Genomic DNA, 22746 nt, shown 5'->3' with positions numbered 1-22746 from the left:
TGGCCCCGCCGGACACCGGTGGGGCCACGGTCGTCCCGGAGCGACTCAGAGTTCGGTGACGGTCCCGTCGCGCACGTCCCAGCGGCGGGTGGCGCGCACCGTGTCGAGCATCCGCCGGTCGTGGGTCACCAGCAGGACGGTCCCGTCGAACTCCTCGACCGCCCGTTCCAGCTGCTCGATGGCGGGCAGGTCGAGGTGGTTGGTCGGCTCGTCGAGCACCAGCAGGTTCACCCCGCGTGCCTGGAGCAGCGCCAGCGCGGCGCGGGTCCGCTCACCGGGCGACAGCGACGACGCCGTCCGCAGCACCTGGTCGGCGCCCAGGGAGAACTTCGCGAGCAGCGTCCGCACCTCGGACTCCGGCCAGTCCGGCACCTGCTCGCCGAAGGCGCGCAGCAGCGTCGCCTCCCCGAGGAACGCCCCGCGGGCCTGGTCGATCTCGCCGACCAGCACCCCCGAGCCGAGACCGGCCGAACCCGAGTCCGGGGTGATCCGCCCCAGCAGCAGCCCGAGCAGCGTCGACTTGCCCGCCCCGTTCGCACCGGTGACGACGACCCGGTCCGCCCAGCCCACCTGCACGGTGGCTGGGCCGAACACGAAGTCACCGCGGCGCACTGCGGCGGCGTCGGCCCGCGCGACGACCGACCCGGACCGGGGCGCGGAGGCGATCTCCATCCGCAGCTCCCACTCCTTGCGGGGCTCCTCCACGACCTCCAGCCGCTCGATCGCCCGCTCGGTCTGCCGGGCCTTCGCGGCCTGCTTCTCGCTGGACTCCTGGCGCTGCGCGCGGACGTTCTTGTCCGGGTCCTTCGTCTTGCGCCGGGCGTTGCGCACGCCCTGGGCCATCCAGTTGCGCTGCATGGCGGCGCGCTGCTGGAGGGACCCGAGCTTCCCCGCGTACTCCTCGTAGTCCTCGCGGGCGTGCCGCCGGGCCACCTCGCGCTCGGCGAGGTAGGACTCGTAACCGCCGTCGTAGACGTCGATCCGCTGCTGGACCAGGTCCAGCTCGACGATCCGATTCACCGTGCGTGCCAGGAACTCCGGTCGTGGCTGACCAGCACGGTCGGCGTGCCCTGCCGGGCGAGGCCGCCCACGAACCGCTCCAGCCGCTCCAGGCCGTCGAGGTCGAGGTCGTTGGTGGGCTCGTCGAGGAGCAGCAGGTCGTAGCGGGACAGCAGCAGCGCGGCGAGGTTCGCCCGCGCCGCCTGCCCACCGGACAGCCCGGTCATCGGGGCGTCCGGACCGACGGCCAGGCCCACCTCGCGCAGCACCTCCCCGGAGCGCTCGTCGAGGTCGGCGCCACCGAGGGCCAGCCAGCGGTCCAGCGCGGCGGCGTAGCGGTCGTCGGCGCCGGGAGTGCCCGACGCCAGCCCCTCCGCCTCGGCGTCCATCGTCGCCTGCGCGTCGGCGACGCCGGTCCGGCGCGCCAGGAACCCGGCGACCGTCTCCCCGGGACGCCGGTCGGGCTCCTGCGGCAGGTGCCCGACGGTCGCGTCGGGCGGGGCCAGGGTCAGCGACCCGTCGTCCGCGGGCCGCGAGCCGGCCAGCACCGTCAGCAGGGTGGACTTGCCGGCGCCGTTGGCACCGACCAGCCCGATGACGTCGCCGGGTGCGACGACGAGGTCCAGCCCGGAGAACAGGGGGCGGTCGCCGTGGCCCGCGGCCAGGCCCGTCACGTGAAGGGTCGCGCTCATGTCGAGCGCAGACGCTACCCCTAAAGGTTTCGCCCCGAAGAGGCGGTGCAGGGCCTCCCAGTGCCGCTGCTCGGCGTCGTCGTCGTGGGTGGGGGCGTCCGGCACCGCGAAACCGTGCGCGGCCGGGTAGGTCTCCAGGGTCGCCGACACCCCGGCGGCGGAGAACGCGTCGGCGAGGCGCTGCTTCTGCTCGTCGGGGAAGGAGGAGTCGTCGGTCGCGCCGGCCACGTACACCTCGGCCCGGATGCGGTCGGCGAGTCGGTGCACGCTGGTCGGGTCGTCGGTGGCGAGGTTGCCGCCGTGGAACGACGCCGCGGCCGCGACCCGCTCCGGCTGGGTCGCCGCGGTGCGCAGGCTCATCACCCCGCCCATGCAGTAGCCGGTGGTGCCGACCGCCGTGCCGTGGACCTCGGGGCGCGCCAGCAGCGCGGTCACCCAGGCCTCGGCGTCGACCGCCACGAGCTCGGGCGTCAGCGACCGCACCATGCCCATCAGCCGTTCCCGCTCGGGCTGGTCGGAGAACACGGTGGCGAAGTCGAACGGGGCCCAGTCGCCGTGCCGGTGGTAGACGTCGGGCAGCAGCACCGCGTAGCCCAGCGACGCCAGGTGCGCGGCCATGTCGTGGATGGCCGGCCGGACACCCGCCGGCGTCGGGTAGAGGAGCACGCCCGGCCACGGGCCGTCGCCGTCGGGGGTGTGCAGCCAGGCGGCGGCGTCGCCGTCGGGGGTGCTGATCGTGAAGTCGGTGCGTGGCACGTCTCCGGCCTCCCGGGGTGAGCGACGGGTCGACCCCGTTCTACGCCCCCGAACCGCGTCCCGCCGGAGCGCGACGCGGTTCGGGCGGTACGTACCGGATCAGGTCCTGGGTGGCGCGGTCCTGGTCGCCCGGGACCCGCGGTGTTCCGGCCTGCCGGGCTCGGACACGGTCCCTCCCCATCGACGGACTTCTGCGCCTTCGTCACGGTAGGGCCCTCGTGGGGTGATTTCACCGGTTCCGGCCGGATCGGTACCGGCCTGGTGCGGACCGCGGTCACCGCGCCGGTACCGTCGTCGCGAGGGGTGATGGGGTGAACGGCTCGACCGCGCAGGCGCGCGTCCTCGTCGACGAGCTGGCGCGAGCCGGTGTCACCGACGCGGTCCTGTGCCCCGGATCCCGCAACGCGCCGCCCGCGTTCGCGCTGGCCCGGCCCGACGCGTGCGGCACGGTCCGGCTGCACGTGCGCATCGACGAGCGCGCCGCGGGCTTCCTCGCGCTCGGCCTGTCGCTGGCGTCGGGCCGCCCGGTCCCGGTCGTCGTCACGTCCGGGACGGCGGCGGCGAACCTGCACCCTGCGGTGCTGGAGGCGTCGCACTCGGGGGTCCCGCTGCTGGTCCTGACCGCGGACCGGCCGCCGGAGCTGGTCGGCACCGGCGCCAGCCAGACCGTGGACCAGTCCGGCCTGTACGGCGGCGCGGTGCGCTGGGCCGGCGCGCTGCCGGTGCCGCTGGGCAGCACCGAGCCGAGGCGCGGCGCTGGCGGGCGGTCGTCGCGCGGATGCTCGCCGCGGCCACCGGTGCCGGTGCGGGTGCCCCCGGCCCGGTGCACCTCGACCTGCCCTACACCGCGACCCGCTCGTGCCCGACGACGACCCGGCCGGGCCGGGCACCGGGCAGCACGACGCCGGTCCGCCGGGCACGGACCTGCCCGCCGGGCGCCCCGGTGGCGCGCCCTGGACCGCGGTGTCCCGCCCGGTCCACACGCTGCCGCCGCTGGAGCTGGACCCGGGGGCGCGCACGCTCGTCGTCGCCGGGGCGGGCGGGCCCGCGCCGGACCCCGCGCTGCTCGGCGGGGCCCCGCTGGTCGCGGAGCCGTCCTCGCGCTGGTGGCCGCACGCGCTGCGCACCGGCCCGTGGCTGCTCGGCCGCCCCGGGCTGCGCCCCGCCCAGGTCGTCGTGCTCGGCAGGCCCACCCTGCACCGGGGGGTCGCCGCGCTGCTGGCCGACCCGTCGGTGGCGGTGTTCGCCGACCCCGGCCCGGACGGCGCTCCCTGGACCGACGTCGCCGGTACGGTCCGGGCCGTCGGCGCGCTGCCTGCGCTGTCCCCGCCCGAGGACTGGGTGCGGTCCTGGCGCGACGCGGACCGGGTCGCGGCCACGTCCCTCGACACCGCGCTCGACGACGGCACCGCCGCGGGTGCGCCCGGCCTGCGGCTGGCCCGTGACCTGGTCGCCGCCCAGCCCGACGGCGGGCAGCTCGTCCTCGGCTCGTCGAACCCGGTGCGCGACGTCGCGTTGGCCGCCGTACCCCGCCCCGGGCTCACCGTGCGGTCCAACCGCGGCGTCGCGGGCATCGACGGGACGGTGTCGACGGCCCTCGGCGCCGCGCTCGCGCACCCGGGCCCGACGGCGCTGCTGCTCGGCGACCTCACGCTGCTGCACGACACCACCGGGCTGGTCGTCGGACCGGGGGAGCCGTCCCCGGACCTGACCGTCACCGTCCTCGACGACGACGGCGGCGGCATCTTCCACCTGCTCGAACAGGGCGGCCCGGCGCACGCCCACGCCTTCGAGCGCGTCTTCGGCACGCCGACCGGGGTGGACGTCGTCGCGCTGGCCCGGGCGGCGGGCTGGGCGGCGACCGACTGGGGCGGCGACGCATGCGAGCTCGCGGCCCGGCCCGGTTCGGGACGGCGGCTGGTCCGGGTCGCGGCGCGCCGCGACGGGCTGCGCGACGCGCACGCCGGGCTCCGCCGGACGCTCGCCGCGGCGCTCGACTGAGCCCCCGGGCCCGCGTCGCGGCCGGTCGGGGCTCAGCCCTCCAGGGACTCGCGGACCGCGCGCATCTTGGCGTCGGCCTCGCGCACCTCGCCGTCGGGATCGGAGTCGGCGACGATCCCGCACCCGGCGAACAGCCGTGCCGTGCGTCCCTGCAGCTCCGCGCAGCGCAGCGCGATGCCCATCTCGCCGGCGCCCTCGGCGTCGACCCAGCCGACCGGGCCCGCGTAGCGGCCGCGGTCGAGACCCTCGATCTCGGAGATCAGCGCCGTCGCGTCCGGGGTCGGGGTGCCGCCGACGGCGGCGGTCGGGTGCACGGCGCCGACCAGCGTCAGCAGCGACGCGGGCCGGGACGGGTCGAGGCGGGCGTGCACGTCGCTGGACAGGTGCGAGACGTTCGGGAGGGTGAGCACCGTCGGCGCGTCCGGCACGTGCAGCTCGGCCACCAGCGGGCGCAGCGACTCGGCGAGGGAGTCCACGGCGTAGGTGTGCTCGCGGCGGTCCTTCGACGAGCCGATCAGCGCGCCCGCGGTGTCGGCGTCCGGTCCGGACCCGGGCCACATCGTGCCGGCCAGCACCCGCGATTCCACGGTGCGCCCGCGCAGCCGCAGCAGCAGCTCGGGGGTGGCGCCGACCAGGCCGTCGACCGCGTAGCTCCAGCAGGTCGGGTAGCGCCGGGCCAGCCCGCGGAGCAGGAACCGTGGATCCAGCGGGCGGTCGGCGACGGCGAGCAGGTCGTGCGCGAGCACCACCTTCTCCAGCTCCCCGTCGCGCATCCGCCCGACCGCCGAGGCGACGGCGGCCCGGTACCGGTGCGCGGAGACCTGGCCGTCGGCGTAGCGCAGCCGTCCGCTGGGACGCACCGGCGACGGGACCGGCAGCCTGCCGGGAGTCTCCGGGGCGTCGGCGGTGGTGATCTCGGTGATCCAGGCTCGGTGCCCGCGCCGTCCCACGATCACCCGCGGGACGACGAGCACCGAGCCCGGGCAGCCGTCGGCGAAGGTGAACGAGGCGAACGCGAGGGCGCCGGTGCCGGGGAGGTGGACATCGTCGTAGCCGGCGCCGGCGTCGAGCCGGTCGACCACTCGGCGCCACCAACGGTCGGCCTCGGCGAAGCGCTCGGGCCCCGACGCGGTGAACCGGGCGACCTCGCCCCAGCCGACCACGCCCTCGCCGTCGCGCACCCAGGACAGCGCCCCGGCGTCGGCGGGCAGCACGTCCAGCAGCCGCCCGTCGAGTCGCAGGGGGCGTGTCCGGACGCGCAACGCGGTGCTGGCCGGTGCGACGGTCACCCTTCGAGAGTAGGCAACCTCCGCCGGGGAGGCTGGCGTGAGGGGGCGAGGCACCGGACACACCCGGGTGCCGGGGCGCTCCTAGAATCGGGCCCCGTGACCAGTCCGAGCGGCCGTCCCACCGGCGATGTGCTGACCGAGACCTCGGCCGTCGCGGCCCGGCTGCTCCGCCGGACGCGGTACCACCTGCCCGAGATCGTCCTGGTCGTCGCGCTGGTGTGGACGCTGGTCGCGCTGGTGGCGCTGGGTGGCGCGTTCCTGGAGGACGCGGCGATCGACGGCAACCGCGGCACCACCGCCGCGACCGTCCTGCCGGGCTCGGACTACTGGCGCACCCTGGTCAGCTTCGTCGACGACGAGGGCCGGCTGCAGACCCCGGCCGCGGGCATCTCCTACCCGGTCGGGCTCACCCCGGGCGAGAACATCTACGTGGAGTACGACACCGCCGACCCGACGCACGTGCGTGTCGCGGGTCGCACCGCCGTCGACGGGATCCTCCCGATCGCCGGGCTGATCGCGGGCGGCTGGGTCCTCCTCGGTCCGCTGTACGTGTGGCTGCGTCGCCGCCGGGCCCGCACCGGCACCGTCTGAGGCCGCCGGCCCGACCCGCCCGCGCCGCCCGGCCGTGTCGGGCGGTGGGCAGCGATGTCGTGCTTCAGCCCCGCCAGAGCGCCCCGACCTCGGCGACTACCTGCGGCGCCACGACGAGCAGCCCGCCCTCGGGCAGCGGCGTCGACCGGCCGTCGCGGCCCAGCACCAGCGCGCCGGCCTCGGCGTCCAGGCAGAGCGCCCCGGCGATGTCCCACTCGTGGTAGCGGGTCAGCACCGCGGCGACGGCGTTGCCGAGCGCGACCTGGGTGATCGCCAGCGCGGCGGAGCCGAGCACCCGCACGCCGACGTGCGCGGCGCGGGCGCGCTCGACGAACCCGGGCTCGGGATCCTCGGCGCAGATGAGCGACCCGGCGACCCGGGCGGTGCGCCGCTCCGGCACCGGCACGCCGTTGGCCCGGAAGCCGCGCCCGCGGGCGGCGGCGTAGATCTGCCCGCGCCCAGGGTCGGCGACGACGCCCACGGCCGGGCCGTCGCCGTCGACCAGGGCCAGGCTGTAGGCGCACCAGGGCAGGCCCGCGACGTAGTTCGCGGTCCCGTCGACCGGGTCGACGACCCAGCGCAGCGGCGCGGTGTCGGCACCGGTGTCGGCGCCGAACTCCTCGCCGACGACCGGGCAGCCGGGGAACTCCGCGGCCAGCACCCGGCGGGTGTGCCGCTCCAGGGTGCGGTCCGTGTCGGTGACCCAGTCGAAGGGGTTGGCCTTGGCGGAGGCGTCGAGGGAACCGGTGTGCTCGCGACCCAGCGTCGCGGTGATCACCTCGGCGGCGTCGTTGGCCAGCCTGCCCGCGGTCTCGAGGGCACGGGAGAGCAGTGCCGGGTCCACCGGCCGGGGGTGCCGGTAAGGATCGTGTCATCAGCCGCAAACGAGCGCTGGGGGCTTGACCCTGAATCTCTGGTCGCGGCGGTGTCCGGGGGGTGGGAGTAGCGTCCGTGCGTGGCGCGTGAGCTGGGTCAGGACGAACTGATCGATCGGTGGACGCTGGTCGAGGCCGAGCTGGCGATGGTGGCCGGCAAGCGTGGCGCGACGCGGCTCGGGTTCGCGGTGTTGCTGCGCTTTTACACCGAGCACGGCCGGTTTCCCCGCAGCCGGAGCGAGATCCCCGACGCCGCTGTGGACTACGTGGCCCGGCAGGTCGGTGTGCCGGTGACCGAGCTGGCGTTCTACGACTGGTCCGGCCGCACGATCGAGTTCCATCGCAGCCAGATTCGCCGGACACTGGGGTTCCGGGAGTGCAGCGTCGCCGACGCCGACAAGCTCACCGAGTGGCTGGTCACCACCGTCACCCAGACCGAGCGCGGCGCTGAACGTGTCCGTGACCAGCTGCTGGACCGGTGCCGGGAGGAACGTATCGAGCCGCCCACCGGCGGCCGCGTCGACCGGATCGTGCGCTCGGCGCTGCACCGCGGCGAGGAGCTGCTGTTCGCACGGGTGGCGATCCGCTTATCCGAGGCGGTGCGCGTTCGGCTGTTCGCCTTGGTCGCGGCCGGTGCCGATGACGACGGCCAACCCGGCGGGGACGGTGACGGGCCGGCGGTGCTGGCCTCGATCCGGTCCGATCCGGGCAACGTCAGCCTGAACACGATGTTGACCGAGATCGCCAAGCTGGAAGCGGTACGGGCGGTCGGCCTGTCAGCCGGCGTGTTCGCCGACATCGCCCCGAAGGTGGTCGCCGCCTGGCGTGCGCGGGCGGCGGTCGAGGCGCCCAGCCACCTGCGCGGACACGCGCCTGAGGTGACGCTGGCCCTGCTGGCGGCGTTGTTGCACTGCCGGGAACGGGAGATCACCGACACGCTGGTCGAGCTGCTGATCTCCACCGTGCACCGGATCAACGCCCGCGCCGAGGTCCGGGTGACCAAGGAGCTGATCAAGGAGTTCAAGCGGGTCACCGGCAAGGAGAACTTGCTGTTCCGGGTCGCCGAGGCGACCGTGAACGCCGGCGACCAGCTCGTGCGCGACACCGTGTTCCCGGTCGCGCCGCAGGCCGTGCTGGCCGACCTGATCGCGGAGTTCAAGTCCTCCGGGCCGACCTACCAGCGCACCGTGAAGGCCACGCTGAAGGGCTCCTACACCAACCACTACCGGACTGGGCTGATCAAGCTGCTGGACGTGCTGGAGTTCCGCAGCAACAACACCACCCACCGGCCGGTGCTCGACGCGCTGGAGCTGATCACCCGCTACGCCAGCGCCGGGAACCTGCACTACTACCCGGCCGGCGAGCACATCCCGGTCCATCGCGGCCTGAGCGAGGACTGGGAGGCGCTGGTTTACAAGGACGACAAGCGCCGCCGGCAACGGGTCGTGCGCATGGTCTACGAGGTGTGCACCTTCCAGGCGCTACGCGAGCAGTTGCGGTGCAAGGAAATCTGGGTCGTCGGCGCGGACACCTGGCGCAACCCGGCCGAAGACCTTCCGACCGATTTCGAGGACCATCGCGTCGAGCACTACCAGGCGCTGCGCAAGCCGCTGGACCCCAGCCAGTTCATCGCCGACCTGCAAGCCGAGATGCGCGCCGAGCTGGAGGCCCTGCACACCGCCCTGCCGGGCTGCGATTGGTTGTCGATTAGCGACCGCGCGGCTGGCGCGGTCAAGCTGGCCCCGCTGGAGGCCTCGCCGGAGCCGCGCAACCTGCGCCGGCTCAAGCAGGCTGTGCAGGCCCGGTGGGGCACGGTGCCGCTGATCGACATGCTCAAGGAGGCGGTGCTGCGCACCGGCTGCCTGTCGGCGGTGACCTCGGTCGCCGACCGCGGCACCTTGCCCGAGCACGTGCTGGCCGAGCGGTTGCTGCTGGCTATCTACGGGTACGGCACCAACACCGGCATCCGTGCGGTCGCCGGCGGCGAGCACGGGCATTCCGAGGACGAGATTCGCTACGCCCGGCGCCGCTACCTGAGCACCGAGGCCGCGCGGCAGATCGCGATCGAGATCGCCAACGCCACCTTCGCCGCCCGCCAGCAGACACTGTGGGGCGACGGATCCACCGCCGTGGCCAGCGACTCGACTCACTTCGGCGCGTTCGACCAGAACATCTTCACCGAGTGGCACTCCCGCTACGGCGGCCGAGGGGTGCTGATCTACTGGCACGTCGAGCGCGGCTCCGTGGTGATCCACTCGCAGCGGCTGAACTGCTCGGCCTCCGAGGTGCACGCGATGGTCGACGGCGCGATCCGGCATGGCACCGACATGCAGGTCGAGGCCAATTACGTGGACACGCATGGTCAGTCCGAGATCGGGTTCGGCATCACGAAGCTGCTCGGGTTCGACCTGCTGCCGAGGATCAAGCGGATCAACAAGGTCAAGCTGTACCGCCCGGCTGCTGGCGAGCCAGACGCCTGGCCGGGTCTGGCACCGGCGATGACCCGCCCGGTCCGGTGGGACCGCATCGCTGAGCAGTACGACCAGATGCTCAAGTACGCCACCGCGATCCGCGTGGGCACCGCCTCGACCGAGGCGATCCTGCGGCGATTCATGAAGGCCAACGCAGCGCACCCGACCTACCAGGCGATGATCGAGCTGGGCCGGGCGCAAAAGACCATCTTCTTGGCCCGTTACCTGCACAGCCGGGCACTCCAGCGAGAGATCCACGAGGGCCTGAACGTGGTCGAGTCGTGGAATCGGGCCAACGCGGTCATCTTCTACGGCAAGGGCGGGGACCTGGCCACCAACCGGCGCGACGAGCAGGAGATGAGCGTGCTGTGCCTGCGGATCTTGCAGGCCGCCCTGGTGTACGTGAACACCCTGATGATCCAGGACCTGCTCGCTGGCTCCGAGTGGGACGACGCGCTCACCGCTGAGGATCGGCGCGGGCTGACGCCGCTGTTCTGGGCGCACGTGCTGCCCTACGGCGAGGTGCGGCTGAACATGGACGCCCGTCTTCGCCTGGCCGCCGCCGCCTCCAGCGGCTGACTGGCCGGTCTCGAAACCAAGGTTCCGCGACAGCGTGCAGGCGAGTTCGGACATCGACATCACCCCAGGTCACGCTGTCTCACAATCTAACGTCGAAACACCGCCTCGAAACACGGCCACATGGTAAACTTATGAGACAGTTGCGGGAGGAAACGAGACGATCATGACCGGCGAGTCCGCCATTACCGACCCGCGGATCGCCGCCGCCCTGGATGCCGACCGGGACCAGGCCAGGACGGTGACGTGATGGAACTGGGCTACGCCCGCGTCTCGACCACACACCAGGACCTCGAACGACAGCTCGACGCCCTGGGCCACCACGGCATACCCGACGAGCGGATCTACACCGACAAGAAGACCGGCGCCACCATCGACCGGCCCGGCTTCACCGAGCTGCGCCGCTACGCCCGCTCCGGCGACACGATCATCGCGACCAACCTCGACCGACTCGGCCGCAATCTGCGCGAATGCCTCAACGTCGTGCACGAGCTGCGCGAGCAGGGCATCGGGATCAAGACCCTGAAGGACCCGATCCCGATCGACACCACCGACGACTCGCCGATGGCCGAACTCGCCGTCGCGCTACTGGCGCTGTTCGCACACATGGAACGAGTGTTCATGCGCGAACGCGCCGCCCACGCCCGCGAGGCCACCGCAGCCACGGGCAAACTGCCCGGCCGACCCCGCAAACTCGACCCCAACCAGCTCGCCGCGGCCCAGGCCGCCCTCGACACCGGCCAGACCGCCGACCAGATCGCAGCCGCGTTCGGCGTCAGCCGCGCCACCCTCTACCGCAACCTCACCGAAAATAAACCCGCTGACCAGCAATGATCGACTCGTTTGCGGCTGGTGACAACTCCCTTACCGGCGCCCCGGCCGGGGGGACGGCACCAGGGGTGGCACCGTGTGTGGCGGGGTGTGGGGCACGGCCGTCATGCGACCCGAGTGTCCGGGCGGGTGATGTCCTGGCGACGACGCGCGGGTGTCCACCTTGTGCCGGACGCGCCAACTCGTGACCCGCCCACCCGATGTTCGCCCAGGGTTGGGTGGTTGATCACGCCAGGGACCCGACCCGCTGTCCCGACCCCGTCACCGTTCCGGCCGTGCGCGTCGCAATCGTCTCGGAATGCTTCCTGCCGGTGGTCAACGGCGTCACCAACTCGGTGCTGCGGGTGTGCGAGCACCTGCGGGCAGGGGGTCACGACGTCGTGGTGATCGCGCCGGGCACCGGTGAGCCGGACTCCCACGAGGGGATCCCGGTCGTGCGGATCCCGGCCGTCGAGCTGCCGGTGGTGAACTCGATGCCGGTCGGGGTGCCCAGCAGGCGGATCCTGACCGCGCTGCGCCGGTTCCGGCCCGACGTGGTGCACCTGGCGGCGCCGTTCGTCGTCGGGGCACGGGGGCTGGCGGCGGCGCGGCGCCTCGGCGTGCCGACGGTCGCGATCTACCAGACCGACGTCGCCGGGTTCGCCTCCGCCTACGGGCTCGGGCTGACCGCGCGGGCGGCGTGGCGCTGGACCTGCCGGCTGCACGGCATGGCCGACCGGACCCTCGCGCCGTCGAGCTGGGCGACCGGGGCGCTGCGCGAGCGCGGTGTCCCGCGGGTGCACCAGTGGGCGCGCGGCGTCGACACCCGCCGGTTCACCCCGTCGCGGCGCAGCGACGCACTGCGCGGCCGGCTGGCCCCGAACGGCGAGCGGCTCATCGGGTTCGTCGGCCGCCTCGCCCCGGAGAAGCAGGTCGAGCGGCTCGCCGTGCTGGGTGAGCTGCCCGGGACGCGGCTGGTCGTCGTCGGTGACGGCCCCAGCGCCGACGGGTTGCGCGAGCGGCTGCCGTCGGCGGCGTTCCTCGGGCACCGCGGCGGCGACGAGCTCGCGCAGATCTACGCGAGCCTCGACGTGTTCGTCCACACCGGACAGGCCGAGACGTTCTGCCAGGCCGTGCAGGAGGCGCTCGCCTCGGGCGTCCCGGTCGTGGCGCCCGACGCGGGCGGCTTGCGCGACCTCGTGCTGCCCGACCGCACCGGCTACCTCGTGGCACCCCGTCCGGACGGCGGAGCGCCCGGCGACCCGGCCACCGACTCCGCCGACCGTGAGCTGGTCGCCGCGGTCGCGGCGCTGTGCGAGCCGCAGCGCAACCGGGAGTTCGGCCTGGCCGCCCGCCAGTCGGTGCTGCGCCGCACCTGGACCGCGGTCGGCGACGAGCTGCTCGCCCACTACGGCGAGGTGCTCCGCGCCGCGGCGCCGGAGCGCGTCGCGGCCTGATCGTCGCGGCCTGATCGTTCTCAGCCGGATCGTCAGGCTGATCGTCGCGGCCCGATCGGGCCGGCTCCGTAGTCGTGCGGATCCGGGGCCGCGGCAGGTCGGCGACGGTGGGCCCATGAGCCGCACCGTCGTCGTCGCGCCCCGTGGCGAGCTCGCCACGGTCGACACCTCCGCCGCCGTCCGCCTGATGTCCCATCTGCTCGACCCCGCGCCCACGGTCCGGTCCGCCGCCCGCGCCGACGTCCTCGACGCCCCGCACCGGCAGATGCCGCCGGTGCTGTTCGCCCTGTCGGAGAACCTCGGCGCCGACGGCGAGATGGCCGAGGCCGCCCGCTGGTTCTACGCGGGCCAGCTGCGGGCCCGCTACGACGCCTGCCGCTGTACCGACACCACCGCTGCCCAGGCGCTGGCGGTGTTGCGCGACCGGTTCGGGGAGCCGGTGAACCGGTGGGCCTTCGCCGACCCGGCCCGGGTCCGCCGCGCGGCGATCCGCGCCGTCGCCTGGGACCGGGCGGCGCCCCACGACTACGACCACCGCTGGATCGCCCTGCACGGCATGGGCGCCCTCACCGGCGACGGCACCGGGGTGGCCACGCCGTCGGCCGAGTGGGCCGGCGTCGCCGCCCGGGTGCGCGCGGAGTACCTGAGGGGCCTGCGCGAGGTGCTGCGCGAGCAGTTCGGTCAGCGGTGAGGGCCGGCCGGGTCGCCTAAGCTGTGTCCGTGTCCCGCGCCGAGCTCGACAAGAACCCGACCGACGTCGCCCGCATGTTCGACGGCGTCGCCCGGCGCTACGACCTGACCAACACCGCGCTGTCGGGCGGCCAGGACCGCTACTGGCGGATCCAGACCCGCCGTGCCCTCGGGCTCCGCCCGGGAGAGAAGGTCCTCGACCTCGCCGCGGGCACCGCGGTCTCGACCGTCGAGCTGGCGAAGGACGGCGCCTGGTGCGTCGCCGCGGACTTCTCCCTCGGCATGCTGCGGGCCGGTGCCCGCCGGGACGTACCGAAGGCCGCCGCCGACGCGCTGCACCTGCCCTTCGCCGACGGCAGCTTCGACGCCGTCACCATCTCCTTCGGCCTGCGCAACGTGAACGACACCGTCGCCGGCCTGCGCGAGATGGCCCGCGTGACCCGCCCCGGCGGCCGCCTGGTCGTCTGCGAGTTCTCGACGCCGACCTGGGCCCCCTTCCGCGTGCTCTACCAGAACGCGGTCCTCGGCCACGCCCTCCCGGCGATCGCCCGGACGGTCTCGTCGAACCCCGAGGCCTACCTGTACCTGGCCGAGTCGATCCGGGACTGGCCCGACCAGCCCTCGCTCGCCGCCAAGATCGCCGACGCAGGCTGGGAGCGCCCAGCCTGGCGGAACCTGACCTTCGGAGCCGTCGCGCTGCACCGGGCGTACAAGCCGGCCTGACTCCGCCGGTCCTGCCCGCCGGGTCGCCTCGCCCCGCCGGGGTGTCGCACCCCGCCGCGCTCGCCCCGCCCCGCCGTTCCCACCCCGCTCTGCCGCGCCCGCCCCGCTGTTCCCGCCCCGCCGTCTCGCCCGCTGCCGGCCGGCCCCTGGAGCCGGCATCTCCCCGGGACCAGGTCCTGAGGACCGGAACCCACGGATTGAGCCTTTTTCAACCTGACGTTTGTGCTGGTCAGGTAGCTGTGATCATGAGGGTCTGGACCGCGGCGACGAGCTGGGTGGCCTGGTTGGGGCTGGAGCGGATCTTGCGGAGGATCTTCCAGTTCTTCAGCTCGGCGTTGACCCGTTCACCGGGTGCCCGTCGTCGGGCGTGGGCGGCGTTGACCGCTTTCTGATTCGCTGACAGGGGCCGGTACCGGCCGGTGTCGAGGTCGCGGCGGCGGCGTCGGTGGGGGACGGTGATCGCGGGCCCGCCGCCTTGGTAGGCGGTGTCAGCGATCGCCCGCACCCCGGCGGTGTTGACCGCGTCGATGATCCCGTGGGCGCGGGCGGCACCCATGTCGTGCCGGGCTCCGGGTAGCGGTGGGGAGATCCACACCAGCCTGCCGACGGGGTCGGCGATGACCTGCACGTTCAGGCCGTGGCACTTGTGTTTGCCGGAGTAGAACGCCCGGTCGTAGCCGGATGTCATGCCGACCCGGTCGATACGCAGCAGCGTGCCGTCCAGGATCACGAACGCCTTCCCAGCGGCGACGGTGATGGCCTGTTCCAGGGTCGGGGCGAGCGCGGCGAGCAGACCGATCGCCTCGGTCAGGTACCGGTACACCGTCGCGGTGCTCACCGCGAACCCGCAGGCCAGGGCAGCGTAGGTCTCGCCCTTACGCAGGTAGGCGAGCACCAGCAAGGCCTGCCGACCGGCTGAGAGCCGGCGCCAGCGTGTTCCACGCTGACGCCGATGCCCCCGGAGAAGATCAGCAAGATCACGGACGCTACGGCTGGACACGTTCATCCCGGATGGGTAGGACAGCACACGGGGCTCCTGGCAGACGACGGTTCGACACCCATCCGTCTACCAGGAGCCCCACCCCGGCCGGCCTTCACGCCCCTGACCAGCACAAACGTCAGGTTGAAAAAGGCTCATTCGCTTACCCGGTAAGCGAGTTCTCCCGACACTCCCCTCGGCCCCAGGGCCCGGTCCGACGCAGGCCGACTCCCGACCGCGTCACGTCACGGAATCGCGACCCCGGGCCCACCTGGACCTCGTGCGACGGTCGTGCTCGGCCCGGCCTCCCGACGAGGAATCGCGACGAGGAACCCGGCAGGGAAGGGGATCGGTATTCGCTTACCGGGTAAGCGAATACCGCGGTAGTAGGGCGCCGGGTCCGGGCCAGGGCCCCGGCAAAGTCGCGATAGGCGGCGGTAGTCGCCCCACGCGGCCTTCTGATTGCCGCGCTGCACCTGCCCGGGACCAGCTATAGCGCCGAGCGGCGGCGCAGCTGCGCCGCTTGTCACGGCTCGCCACAAGATCATCTAACGACTTTGCCGGGGCCCTGGGGTCCGGGCTGCGGCGGGCGCCCCGGGGTTCGTCGGGCCGGGCGGACCGATCGTCACCACCCGGTGACACCGCGTCGAGCCCCGTTGCGCCGCAAGGACTCCCCGAGCATCGCCCGATCCGCCCACGCGATCACCGCGGCACCGTCCTACACTGCTCGCGCAGTTCGTGAACTTTTTCACAAGGGTGGTGGGGGTCACGCGGCCCGCAGCGCGCCGACCTGCACGGATGCGGATCACATGTGACCTGCACCCGTGCCAGGTAAGGCTCGCCTGGGTTCTTGGTCACAGGGGACCGGACATAGGGTCGCCGCGACCGGCTCGTCGATCACCACCAACGACGGTGGCGCCGCGACAACGAAGGTGTAGGAATGCTCGATCCCTATCTCCCGCTCGTCCTGCTGTTCGTGTTGGCGGCGGGCTTCGCGCTGTTCTCGGTCGCGTCCGCGCCGCTGATCGGTCCGCGCCGGTTCAACCGGGCCAAGCTGGACTCCTACGAGTGCGGTATCGAGCCCTCGCCGCAGCCGGTCGTCGGTGGCGGTCGGGTGCCGGTCGCCTACTACCTCACGGCGATGCTGTTCATCCTGTTCGACATCGAGCTGGTGTTCATGTACCCGTACGCCGTCGTCGCCGATGCGGTCGGCGTCTTCGGGTTCGTGGCCATCACGCTCTACATCGCCACGATCGCCTTCGCGTACGCCTATGAGTGGCGTCGCGGCGGGCTCGAGTGGAGCTGAGGCCGTCATGGGACTCGAGGAGAACCTGCCCAGCGGCGTCCTGCTGACCAATGTCGAGAAGCTGGTCAACTGGACCCGGAAGTCGTCGCTCTGGCCCGCCACGTTCGGCCTGGCCTGCTGCGCCATCGAGATGATGACCACCGGCGCCCCGCGCTACGACCTCGCCCGCTTCGGCATGGAGGTCTTCCGGGCCTCGCCGCGCCAGGCGGACGTGATGATCGTCGCGGGCCGGGTGAGCAACAAGATGGCGCCGGTCCTGCGCCAGATCTACGACCAGATGCCCGAGCCGCGCTGGGTCCTGGCCATGGGCGTCTGCGCCAGCTCCGGCGGCATGTTCAACAACTACGCGATCGTCCAGGGCGTGGACCACGTCGTGCCGGTGGACATGTACCTGCCCGGCTGTCCGCCGCGGCCGGAGATGCTGATCGACGCGATCCTCAAGATCCACGCCAAGATCATGGACGAGCCGCTCGGCCCGAAGCGGGCCGCCGAGCTCGCCGAGTCCGGGTACCGGACGCCGATGGTGCCGTCGTCGGTCAAGTACGCGCCGAAGCACAAGCGGCTCGGCGCGCTGAAGACCACGCACACCCCCGACGTCCCGAACTACCTGGAGCCGGGCTCGCAGCCCAAGCCGGCCCCGAACGCGCTCGCGCCGGGGGAGACCATGGAGCTGCCGTCGCTGGCCGACGCCGCCCGCGGAGGTGACGCGACGTGACCGAGCCGACCGGCACCTCCAAGGACGGGACCGAGCCCACCGGCGGCGCGCACTCGTCGTCGCAGGAGAGCGGCGCCGCGGCCGAGGAACAGCGGGCGGCGGGCGGCGAGGCCCCCGGCGACCTGGCCGGCCCCGAGGACGCGGCCACCCCGTCCGACGCGCTGGGCGGCGCCCGCCCCGCCCAGAAGATGACCGAGACCCGCACGCGCTCGGGCATGTTCGGCGTCCGCGGCTCCGGCGACACCTCCGGCTACGGCGGACTGCGCCTGCCCGGCTGGGCCCCGGCACCGGCCGAGCGGCCCTTCGGCGGCTGGTTCGACGAGTTCGCCGACGAGCTCGGCGCGGCCCTCGACGAGCGCGGCATCCCGCGTTCGGCGATCGAGCAGGTCACGATCGACCGCGACGAGATGACCCTCTACGTCGAGCCCGCCCGGCTGCACGAGGTCGCCCGCACCCTGCGCGACGACCCGGGCCTGCGCTTCGAGTTCTGCTCCGGGGTGTCCGGTGTGGACTACTCGGCGCCGGACGGTGCGCCGGTCGACCGGCCGCTGCACGTCGTCTACCACCTGCTGTCGATGACCTACCGGCGCCGGGTGCGCCTGGAGGTCGCCCTCGACATCGGAGACGCTGCGAACCCGCCCACCGTGTCCAGCGTCGTCGACGTCTACCCGACGGCCGACTGGCACGAGCGCGAGACCTGGGACATGTACGGCGTCGTCTTCGACGGCCACCCGGCGCTGACCCGGATTCTCATGCCGGACGACTGGGACGGCCACCCCCAGCGCAAGAGCTACCCGCTGGGTGGCATCCCCGTGGAGTACAAGGGCGCGGAGATCCCCCCGCCCGACGAGCGGAGGGCCTACTCGTGACCACCGAGAGCAGCGCACGCGGAACGAGCATCGGCACCGACGCGGACCCCACCACGGGCACCGACCCGTACGCCGCGCCCGGCCGGGAGACCACCGAGGGCACGGTCTACACCGTCACCGGCGGCGACTGGGACGACCTGCTCGAGGTCGAGCACGACGACCGGATCGTCATCAACATGGGCCCGCAGCACCCGTCGACGCACGGGGTGCTGCGCCTGGTCCTGGAGCTGGAGGGCGAGACCGTCACCCAGGGCCGCGCGGTCATCGGCTACCTGCACACCGGTATCGAGAAGAACTGCGAGTACCGGACCTGGACCCAGGGCGTCACCTTCGTGACCCGCGCGGACTACCTGTCCCCGCTGTTCAACGAGGGCGCCTACTGCATGGCCGTCGAGAAGCTGCTCGGCGTCGAGGTCCCGCAGCGGGCCGAGCACCTGCGGGTGCTGCTCTGGGAGCTGAACCGGATCGGCTCGCACCTCGTCGCGCTGGCCACCGGCGGCATGGAGCTGGGCGCGCTGACCGGTATGACCTCGGGCTTCCGGGAGCGCGAGGAGGTGCTCCACCTGCTGGAGTTCCTCACCGGCCTGCGGATGAACCACGCGTTCATCCGGCCCGGCGGGCTCGCCCAGGATATGCCCGAGGGCTGGCAGGACAAGGTCCGCGACTTCCTGAAGGTCATGAACTCCCGGCTGCCCGACTACGACCGGCTGCTCACCGGGCAGCCGATCTGGCGCCAGCGCCTGGAGGGCGTGGGCTACCTGCCCGTCGACGGCTGCCTGGCGCTCGGCGCGTCCGGCCCGATCCTGCGTTCGGCGGGGCTCGCCTGGGACCTGCGCAAGCACATGCCGTACTCGGTGTACGACCAGTACGACTTCGAGGTCCCGACGGCCACCGAGGCCGACTGCTTCGCCCGCTACCGGATGCGCGTCGCCGAGATCCACGAGTCGCTCAAGATCATGGAGCAGGCGGTGACCAAGCTCGACGAGCTGGGGCCGGGTCGCGTCATGGTCGACGACCCGAAGGTCGCCTGGCCCGCGCAGCTGTCGATCGGCAGCGACGGCATGGGCAACACCCTCGAGCACGTCCGCAAGATCATGGGGCAGTCGATGGAGTCGCTGATCCACCACTTCAAGCTGGTCACCGAGGGGTTCCACGTCCCGCCGGGGCAGGCCTACGCGGCCGTCGAGTCCCCGCGCGGCGAGCTCGCGGTGCACGCCGTGTCCGACGGCGGCACCCGCCCGGTCCGCATCCACGTCCGCGACCCCAGCTTCGTGAACCTGCAGACGATGCCCGCGATGAGCGAGGGCGGCCAGGTCGCCGACGTCATCGCGGCCGTCGCCTCGATCGACCCCGTGATGGGAGGTTGCGACCGATGACGGTCCCCCCGCAGGAGAAGAGCCCGGTCTCGCCGATCTTCGACGAGCTGACCCGGCAGCGCACGGCGGAGATCATCTCCCTCTACCCGGAGTCCCGGTCGGCGCTGCTACCGCTGCTGCACCTGGTGCAGTCGGTCGAGGGCTACGTCAGCCCGGACGGCGTCCGCTACTGCGCCGAGGCCCTCGGGCTCACCACGGCCGAGGTATCCGCGGTCGCGACGTTCTACACGATGTACAAGCGCTCCCCCTGCGGCGAGCACCTGGTGAGCGTCTGCACCAACACCCTGTGCGCGGCGCTGGGCGGCGACGACATCTACGCCCGCCTGCGCACGCAGCTGGGCACCGAGGACCGCCCGCTGGGTCACGAGGAGACCGCGGGGGAGCCCGGCACCACCGGATCGATCACCCTCGAGCACGCCGAGTGCCTCGCGGCCTGCGACCTCGCCCCGGTGCTGCAGGTCAACTACGAGTACTTCGACAACCAGACCGTCGAGTCCGCTGTGGAGCTCGTCGAGGCACTGCGTCGCGGTGAGCGCCCGCAGCCCACCCGCGGCGCGCCGCTGACCGACCTACGGACCGTCGAGCTGGAGCTGGCCGGGTTCACCGACGACGCCGGAGGCGTCGACACGACGGCCCGTGTCGAGGGTCCGTCCGGCGCGATCGAGTCGGTGCGCGGGGCCCGGATGGCCCAGGAGAACGGCTGGACCGCTCCGGCGCTGCCCGACGAGCCGCCGGCGATGCCCGCGCTACCGGAGAAGAAGTGATCGCATGAGCACCACCGAGCCCGTGCGCAAGCCGGACCCGATCACGCCCGTCCTGACCAGGCGCTGGCTGTCGCCGCGGTCCTGGTCGATCGACACCTACGAGCAGCTGGAGGGCTACACCTCCCTGCGGACCGCGTTCGCCGCCCACCCCGACCAGCTCATCCAGCTGGTCAAGGACTCCGGGCTGCGCGGACGCGGCGGTGCCGGGTTCCCCACCGGCATGAAGTGGGGGTTCATCCCGCAGGACGACGGCAGCGGATCCGGACCCGGCGCGAAGCCGAAGTACCTGGTCATCAACGCCGACGAGGCGAGCCGGGTACCTGCAAGGACATCCCGACGATGATGGCCGACCCGCACGCCCTCATCGAGGGCTGCATCGTCACCAGCTACGCGATCCGCGCGAACTTCTGCGCGATCTACGTCCGCGGCGAGGCGCTGCACTGCATCCGCAGGCTGCGCGCCGCCGTCCGCGAGGCGAAGGCGAAGGGCTACCTCGGACGCGACATCCTCGGCTCCGGCTTCGACCTGGAGATCGTGGTGCACGCCGGTGCGGGTGCCTACATCTGCGGCGAGGAGACGGCGCTGCTCGACTCGCTCGAGGGTCGTCGCGGACAGCCCGGCTCAAGCCGCCGTTCCCGGCGACCGCCGGGCTCTACGCCTGCCCGACCGTCGTCAACAACGTCGAGACCATCGCCAGCGTCCCCGCCATCGTCAACGGCGGCGCGGCCTGGTTCCGCTCGATGGGCGGGAGAAGTCGCCCGGCCCGAAGATCTACTCGGTCTCCGGGCACGTCGAGCGGCCCGGCCAGTACGAGGCGCCGCTCGGCATCACGCTGCGGAGCTCCTGGAGCTCGCCGGCGGGATGAAGGACGGGGTCCCGCTGAAGTTCTGGACCCCGGGCGGCTCGTCGACACCGCTGTTCACCGCAGAGCACCTCGACGTCCCGCTGGACTTCGAGGGCGCCGCCGAGGCCGGCTCCATGCTGGGGACGACCGCGGTGCAGGTCTTCAACGAGACCGTCTCGGTGCCGTGGGCGGTCATGAAGTGGACCGAGTTCTACAAGCACGAGAGCTGCGGCAAGTGCACCCCCGTGCCGCGAGGGCACCTACTGGCTGGTCCAGGTGCTGCAGCGGATGGTGCGTGGCGAGGGCACCTCGACCGACATCGACACCCTGCTCGACGTCTGCGACAACATCCTCGGCCGCTCCTTCTGTGCCCTCGGCGACGGCGCGACGAGCCCCATCACCAGCGCCATCAAGTACTTCCGCCAGGAGTTCCTGGACCTCATCGCGGAGCAGCCCGATGTGGACCGCCCGGAGCAGCTGGCGGACGTGGAGCTCGCGGAACGGACCAACGGAACAGCACTGACCGGAGCCCCCGCATGACGCTGACACCGGAGCGGAACGCCACCGAGGAGACACCCGTCCCCGAGGGCCACGTCCGCCTCACCATCGACGGCCAGGTCGTCGACGCCCCCAAGGGCGAGCTGCTGATCCGCACCTGCGAGCGCCTCGGCATCGTGATCCCGCGGTTCTGCGACCACCCGCTCCTCGACCCGGCCGGCGCCTGCCGCCAGTGCCTGGTCGAGGTGGAGATGGCGGCCGGCCGATGCCGAAGCCGCAGGCCAGCTGCACCATGACCGTCGCCGACGGGGATGGTGGTGAAGACGCAGCACACCTCCGAGCGGGCCGACAAGGCGCAGCAGGGTGTGATGGAGCTGCTGCTCATCAACCACCCGCTGGACTGCCCGATCTGCGACAAGGGCGGCGAGTGCCCGCTGCAGAACCAGGCGATGGCGCACGGCCGGGCGGACTCGCGGTTCGTGGAGAAGAAGCGGACCTTCCCGAAGCCGCTGCCGATCTCCAGCCAGGTACTGCTCGAACCGCGAGCGCTGCGTGCTCTGCCAGCGCTGCACGCGCTTCTCCGAGGAGATCGCCGGCGACCCGTTCATCGACCTGCTCGAGCGCGGGGCGAAGCAGCAGATCGGGATCGCCGAGGACCAGCCGTTCCAGTCCTACTTCTCGGGCAACACCATCCAGATCTGCCCGGTCGGCGCGCTGACCAGTGCCGCCTACCGTTCCGGTCGCGCCCGTTCGACCTGCGCTCGAACCGCGGGGACCTGCGAGCACTGCAGCTCCGGCTGCTCGATGCGCACCGACTCCCGGCGCGGGACCGGTGCTGCGCCGCCTCGCCGGCAACGACCCGGAGGTCAACGAGGAGTGGCTCTGCGACAAGGGCCGGTTTCGCCTTCCGCTACACCGGTAGCCAGGGCCGCATCACCCGGCCGCTGGTCCGGCGCGCGGACGGCACCCTGACCGAGGCCTCCTGGACCGAGGCGCTGGCCGTCGCCGCGGAGGGGCTGCTCGCGGCCCGCTCGGCGGCGGGATCGGCGTCCTGCCCGGGGGGCGGCTGACCGTCGAGGACGCCTACGCCTACGCCAAGTTCGCCCGCGTCGTCGCCGGCACCAACGACATCGACTTCCGTGCCCGGCCGCACTCGGACGAGGAGCTGGAGTTCCTCGCCGCGCACGTCGTCGGCGGGACGCCCGAGGACTCGGTCACGTTCACCGCGATCGAGACGCCCCGGCCGTGCTCACCGTCGGCACCGACCCGGAGGAGGAGTCGGGCATCGTCTTCCTCCGCCTGCGCAAGGCGTACCGGAAGAAGGGCCTGCGTCACTTCCAGGTCGGTCCGTTCACCAGCTACGGCGCGGAGAAGACCGGCGCCACCGTGCTGCATGCGGTGCCCGGCGCGGAGGCCGCGGTCGTCGCCGACCCGGGCGCCGACGTCGTCGCCGCGCTGGAGCAGC

General features: G+C 72.9%; 14 protein-coding genes and 5 pseudogenes. 14 read left to right on the top strand and 5 right to left on the bottom strand.

Translation table 11 applies throughout. The features are described 5' to 3' along the window. Positions 1-45: 45 nt before the first annotated feature. Together KPL57_RS62350 and KPL57_RS62345 are read right to left on the bottom strand one after the other, a co-directional pair. A pseudogene (locus KPL57_RS62350) lies at positions 46-1691 on the bottom strand (ABC-F family ATP-binding cassette domain-containing protein). Between the two features lie 45 nt (positions 1692-1736). Continuing rightward, a pseudogene (locus tag KPL57_RS62345) lies at positions 1737-2447 on the bottom strand (dienelactone hydrolase family protein); the annotation flags it as partial. 311 nt (positions 2448-2758) lie between these two features. Between KPL57_RS62345 and menD the strand changes: the two are divergent. After that, positions 2759-4448 (top strand): annotated as a pseudogene (menD, locus tag KPL57_RS62335) (2-succinyl-5-enolpyruvyl-6-hydroxy-3-cyclohexene-1-carboxylic-acid synthase). A 32-nt stretch (positions 4449-4480) separates the two neighbouring features. On the opposite strand, the gene KPL57_RS62330 reads toward menD, so the two are convergent. After that, entirely contained in the window at positions 4481-5737 is a 1257-nt protein-coding gene (locus KPL57_RS62330; protein WP_226359118.1) for an isochorismate synthase MenF, read from the bottom strand. A gap of 96 nt (positions 5738-5833) precedes the next feature. On the opposite strand from KPL57_RS62330, the gene KPL57_RS62325 reads away from it, so the two are divergent. Continuing rightward, entirely contained in the window at positions 5834-6328 is a 495-nt protein-coding gene (locus tag KPL57_RS62325) for a DUF3592 domain-containing protein (protein ID WP_139318916.1), read from the top strand. A 64-nt stretch (positions 6329-6392) separates the two neighbouring features. Here the strand turns inward: KPL57_RS62325 and KPL57_RS62320 are convergent, their stop codons facing one another. Continuing rightward, on the bottom strand, positions 6393-7172 hold the full coding sequence (locus KPL57_RS62320; protein ID WP_226359117.1) for an inositol monophosphatase family protein: 780 nt from the start codon (positions 7170-7172) through the stop codon (positions 6393-6395). A gap of 111 nt (positions 7173-7283) precedes the next feature. On the opposite strand from KPL57_RS62320, the gene KPL57_RS62315 reads away from it, so the two are divergent. The 5 genes from KPL57_RS62315 (at position 7284) to KPL57_RS62295 (ending at position 13930) form a co-directional block, all read left to right on the top strand. Then, entirely contained in the window at positions 7284-10253 is a 2970-nt protein-coding gene (locus KPL57_RS62315) for a Tn3 family transposase (protein WP_226351132.1), read from the top strand. Between the two features lie 246 nt (positions 10254-10499). Further along, positions 10500-11084, top strand: a complete 585-nt coding sequence (locus tag KPL57_RS62310; RefSeq protein WP_226351775.1) for a recombinase family protein — start codon at positions 10500-10502, stop codon at positions 11082-11084. A 272-nt stretch (positions 11085-11356) separates the two neighbouring features. After that, on the top strand, positions 11357-12517 hold the full coding sequence (locus KPL57_RS62305) for a glycosyltransferase family 1 protein (RefSeq protein WP_226359116.1): 1161 nt from the start codon (positions 11357-11359) through the stop codon (positions 12515-12517). Between the two features lie 115 nt (positions 12518-12632). Next, positions 12633-13208: a hypothetical protein gene (locus KPL57_RS62300; RefSeq protein WP_226359115.1), complete on the top strand. Its 576-nt coding sequence runs from the start codon at positions 12633-12635 to the stop codon at positions 13206-13208. 29 nt (positions 13209-13237) lie between these two features. After that, a complete protein-coding gene (locus KPL57_RS62295; RefSeq protein WP_043276411.1) occupies positions 13238-13930 on the top strand; it encodes a demethylmenaquinone methyltransferase in 693 nt (230 codons plus the stop codon). A 229-nt stretch (positions 13931-14159) separates the two neighbouring features. Here KPL57_RS62295 and KPL57_RS62290 read toward each other — a convergent pair whose 3' ends face one another. Then, on the bottom strand, positions 14160-14957 hold the full coding sequence (locus tag KPL57_RS62290; RefSeq protein WP_226350737.1) for a transposase family protein: 798 nt from the start codon (positions 14955-14957) through the stop codon (positions 14160-14162). Positions 14958-15849: 892 nt separating this feature from the next. Between KPL57_RS62290 and KPL57_RS62285 the strand changes: the two genes are divergently transcribed. The 7 genes and pseudogenes from KPL57_RS62285 to KPL57_RS62255 all read left to right on the top strand — a co-directional run. After that, on the top strand, positions 15850-16215 hold the full coding sequence (locus KPL57_RS62285; protein WP_020622119.1) for an NADH-quinone oxidoreductase subunit A: 366 nt from the start codon (positions 15850-15852) through the stop codon (positions 16213-16215). A 7-nt stretch (positions 16216-16222) separates the two neighbouring features. Continuing rightward, positions 16223-16930, top strand: a complete 708-nt coding sequence (locus tag KPL57_RS71435) for an NADH-quinone oxidoreductase subunit B family protein (RefSeq protein ID WP_308187929.1) — start codon at positions 16223-16225, stop codon at positions 16928-16930. A gap of 122 nt (positions 16931-17052) precedes the next feature. Further along, positions 17053-17799: an NADH-quinone oxidoreductase subunit C gene (locus tag KPL57_RS62275; protein WP_226359133.1), complete on the top strand. Its 747-nt coding sequence runs from the start codon at positions 17053-17055 to the stop codon at positions 17797-17799. A gap of 29 nt (positions 17800-17828) precedes the next feature. Next, positions 17829-19175: an NADH-quinone oxidoreductase subunit D gene (locus KPL57_RS62270; RefSeq protein ID WP_075312765.1), complete on the top strand. Its 1347-nt coding sequence runs from the start codon at positions 17829-17831 to the stop codon at positions 19173-19175. Next, positions 19172-19939, top strand: coding sequence for an NADH-quinone oxidoreductase subunit NuoE (nuoE, locus tag KPL57_RS62265; RefSeq protein WP_226359114.1), 768 nt, complete (start codon positions 19172-19174; stop codon positions 19937-19939). The genes KPL57_RS62270 and nuoE overlap by 4 nt, the downstream gene beginning before the upstream one ends. A gap of 4 nt (positions 19940-19943) precedes the next feature. Further along, positions 19944-21323, top strand: a pseudogene (gene nuoF, locus KPL57_RS62260) (NADH-quinone oxidoreductase subunit NuoF). Beyond that, positions 21320-22746: pseudogene (locus KPL57_RS62255) on the top strand (NADH-quinone oxidoreductase subunit G); the annotation flags it as partial. The pseudogenes nuoF and KPL57_RS62255, both read left to right, overlap by 4 nt.

It is taken from the genome of Pseudonocardia sp. ICBG601 (assembly GCF_020496245.1).
The sequence above is the reverse complement of the archived record's forward strand: the minus strand, read 5'-3'. Positions and strand labels throughout refer to the sequence as shown.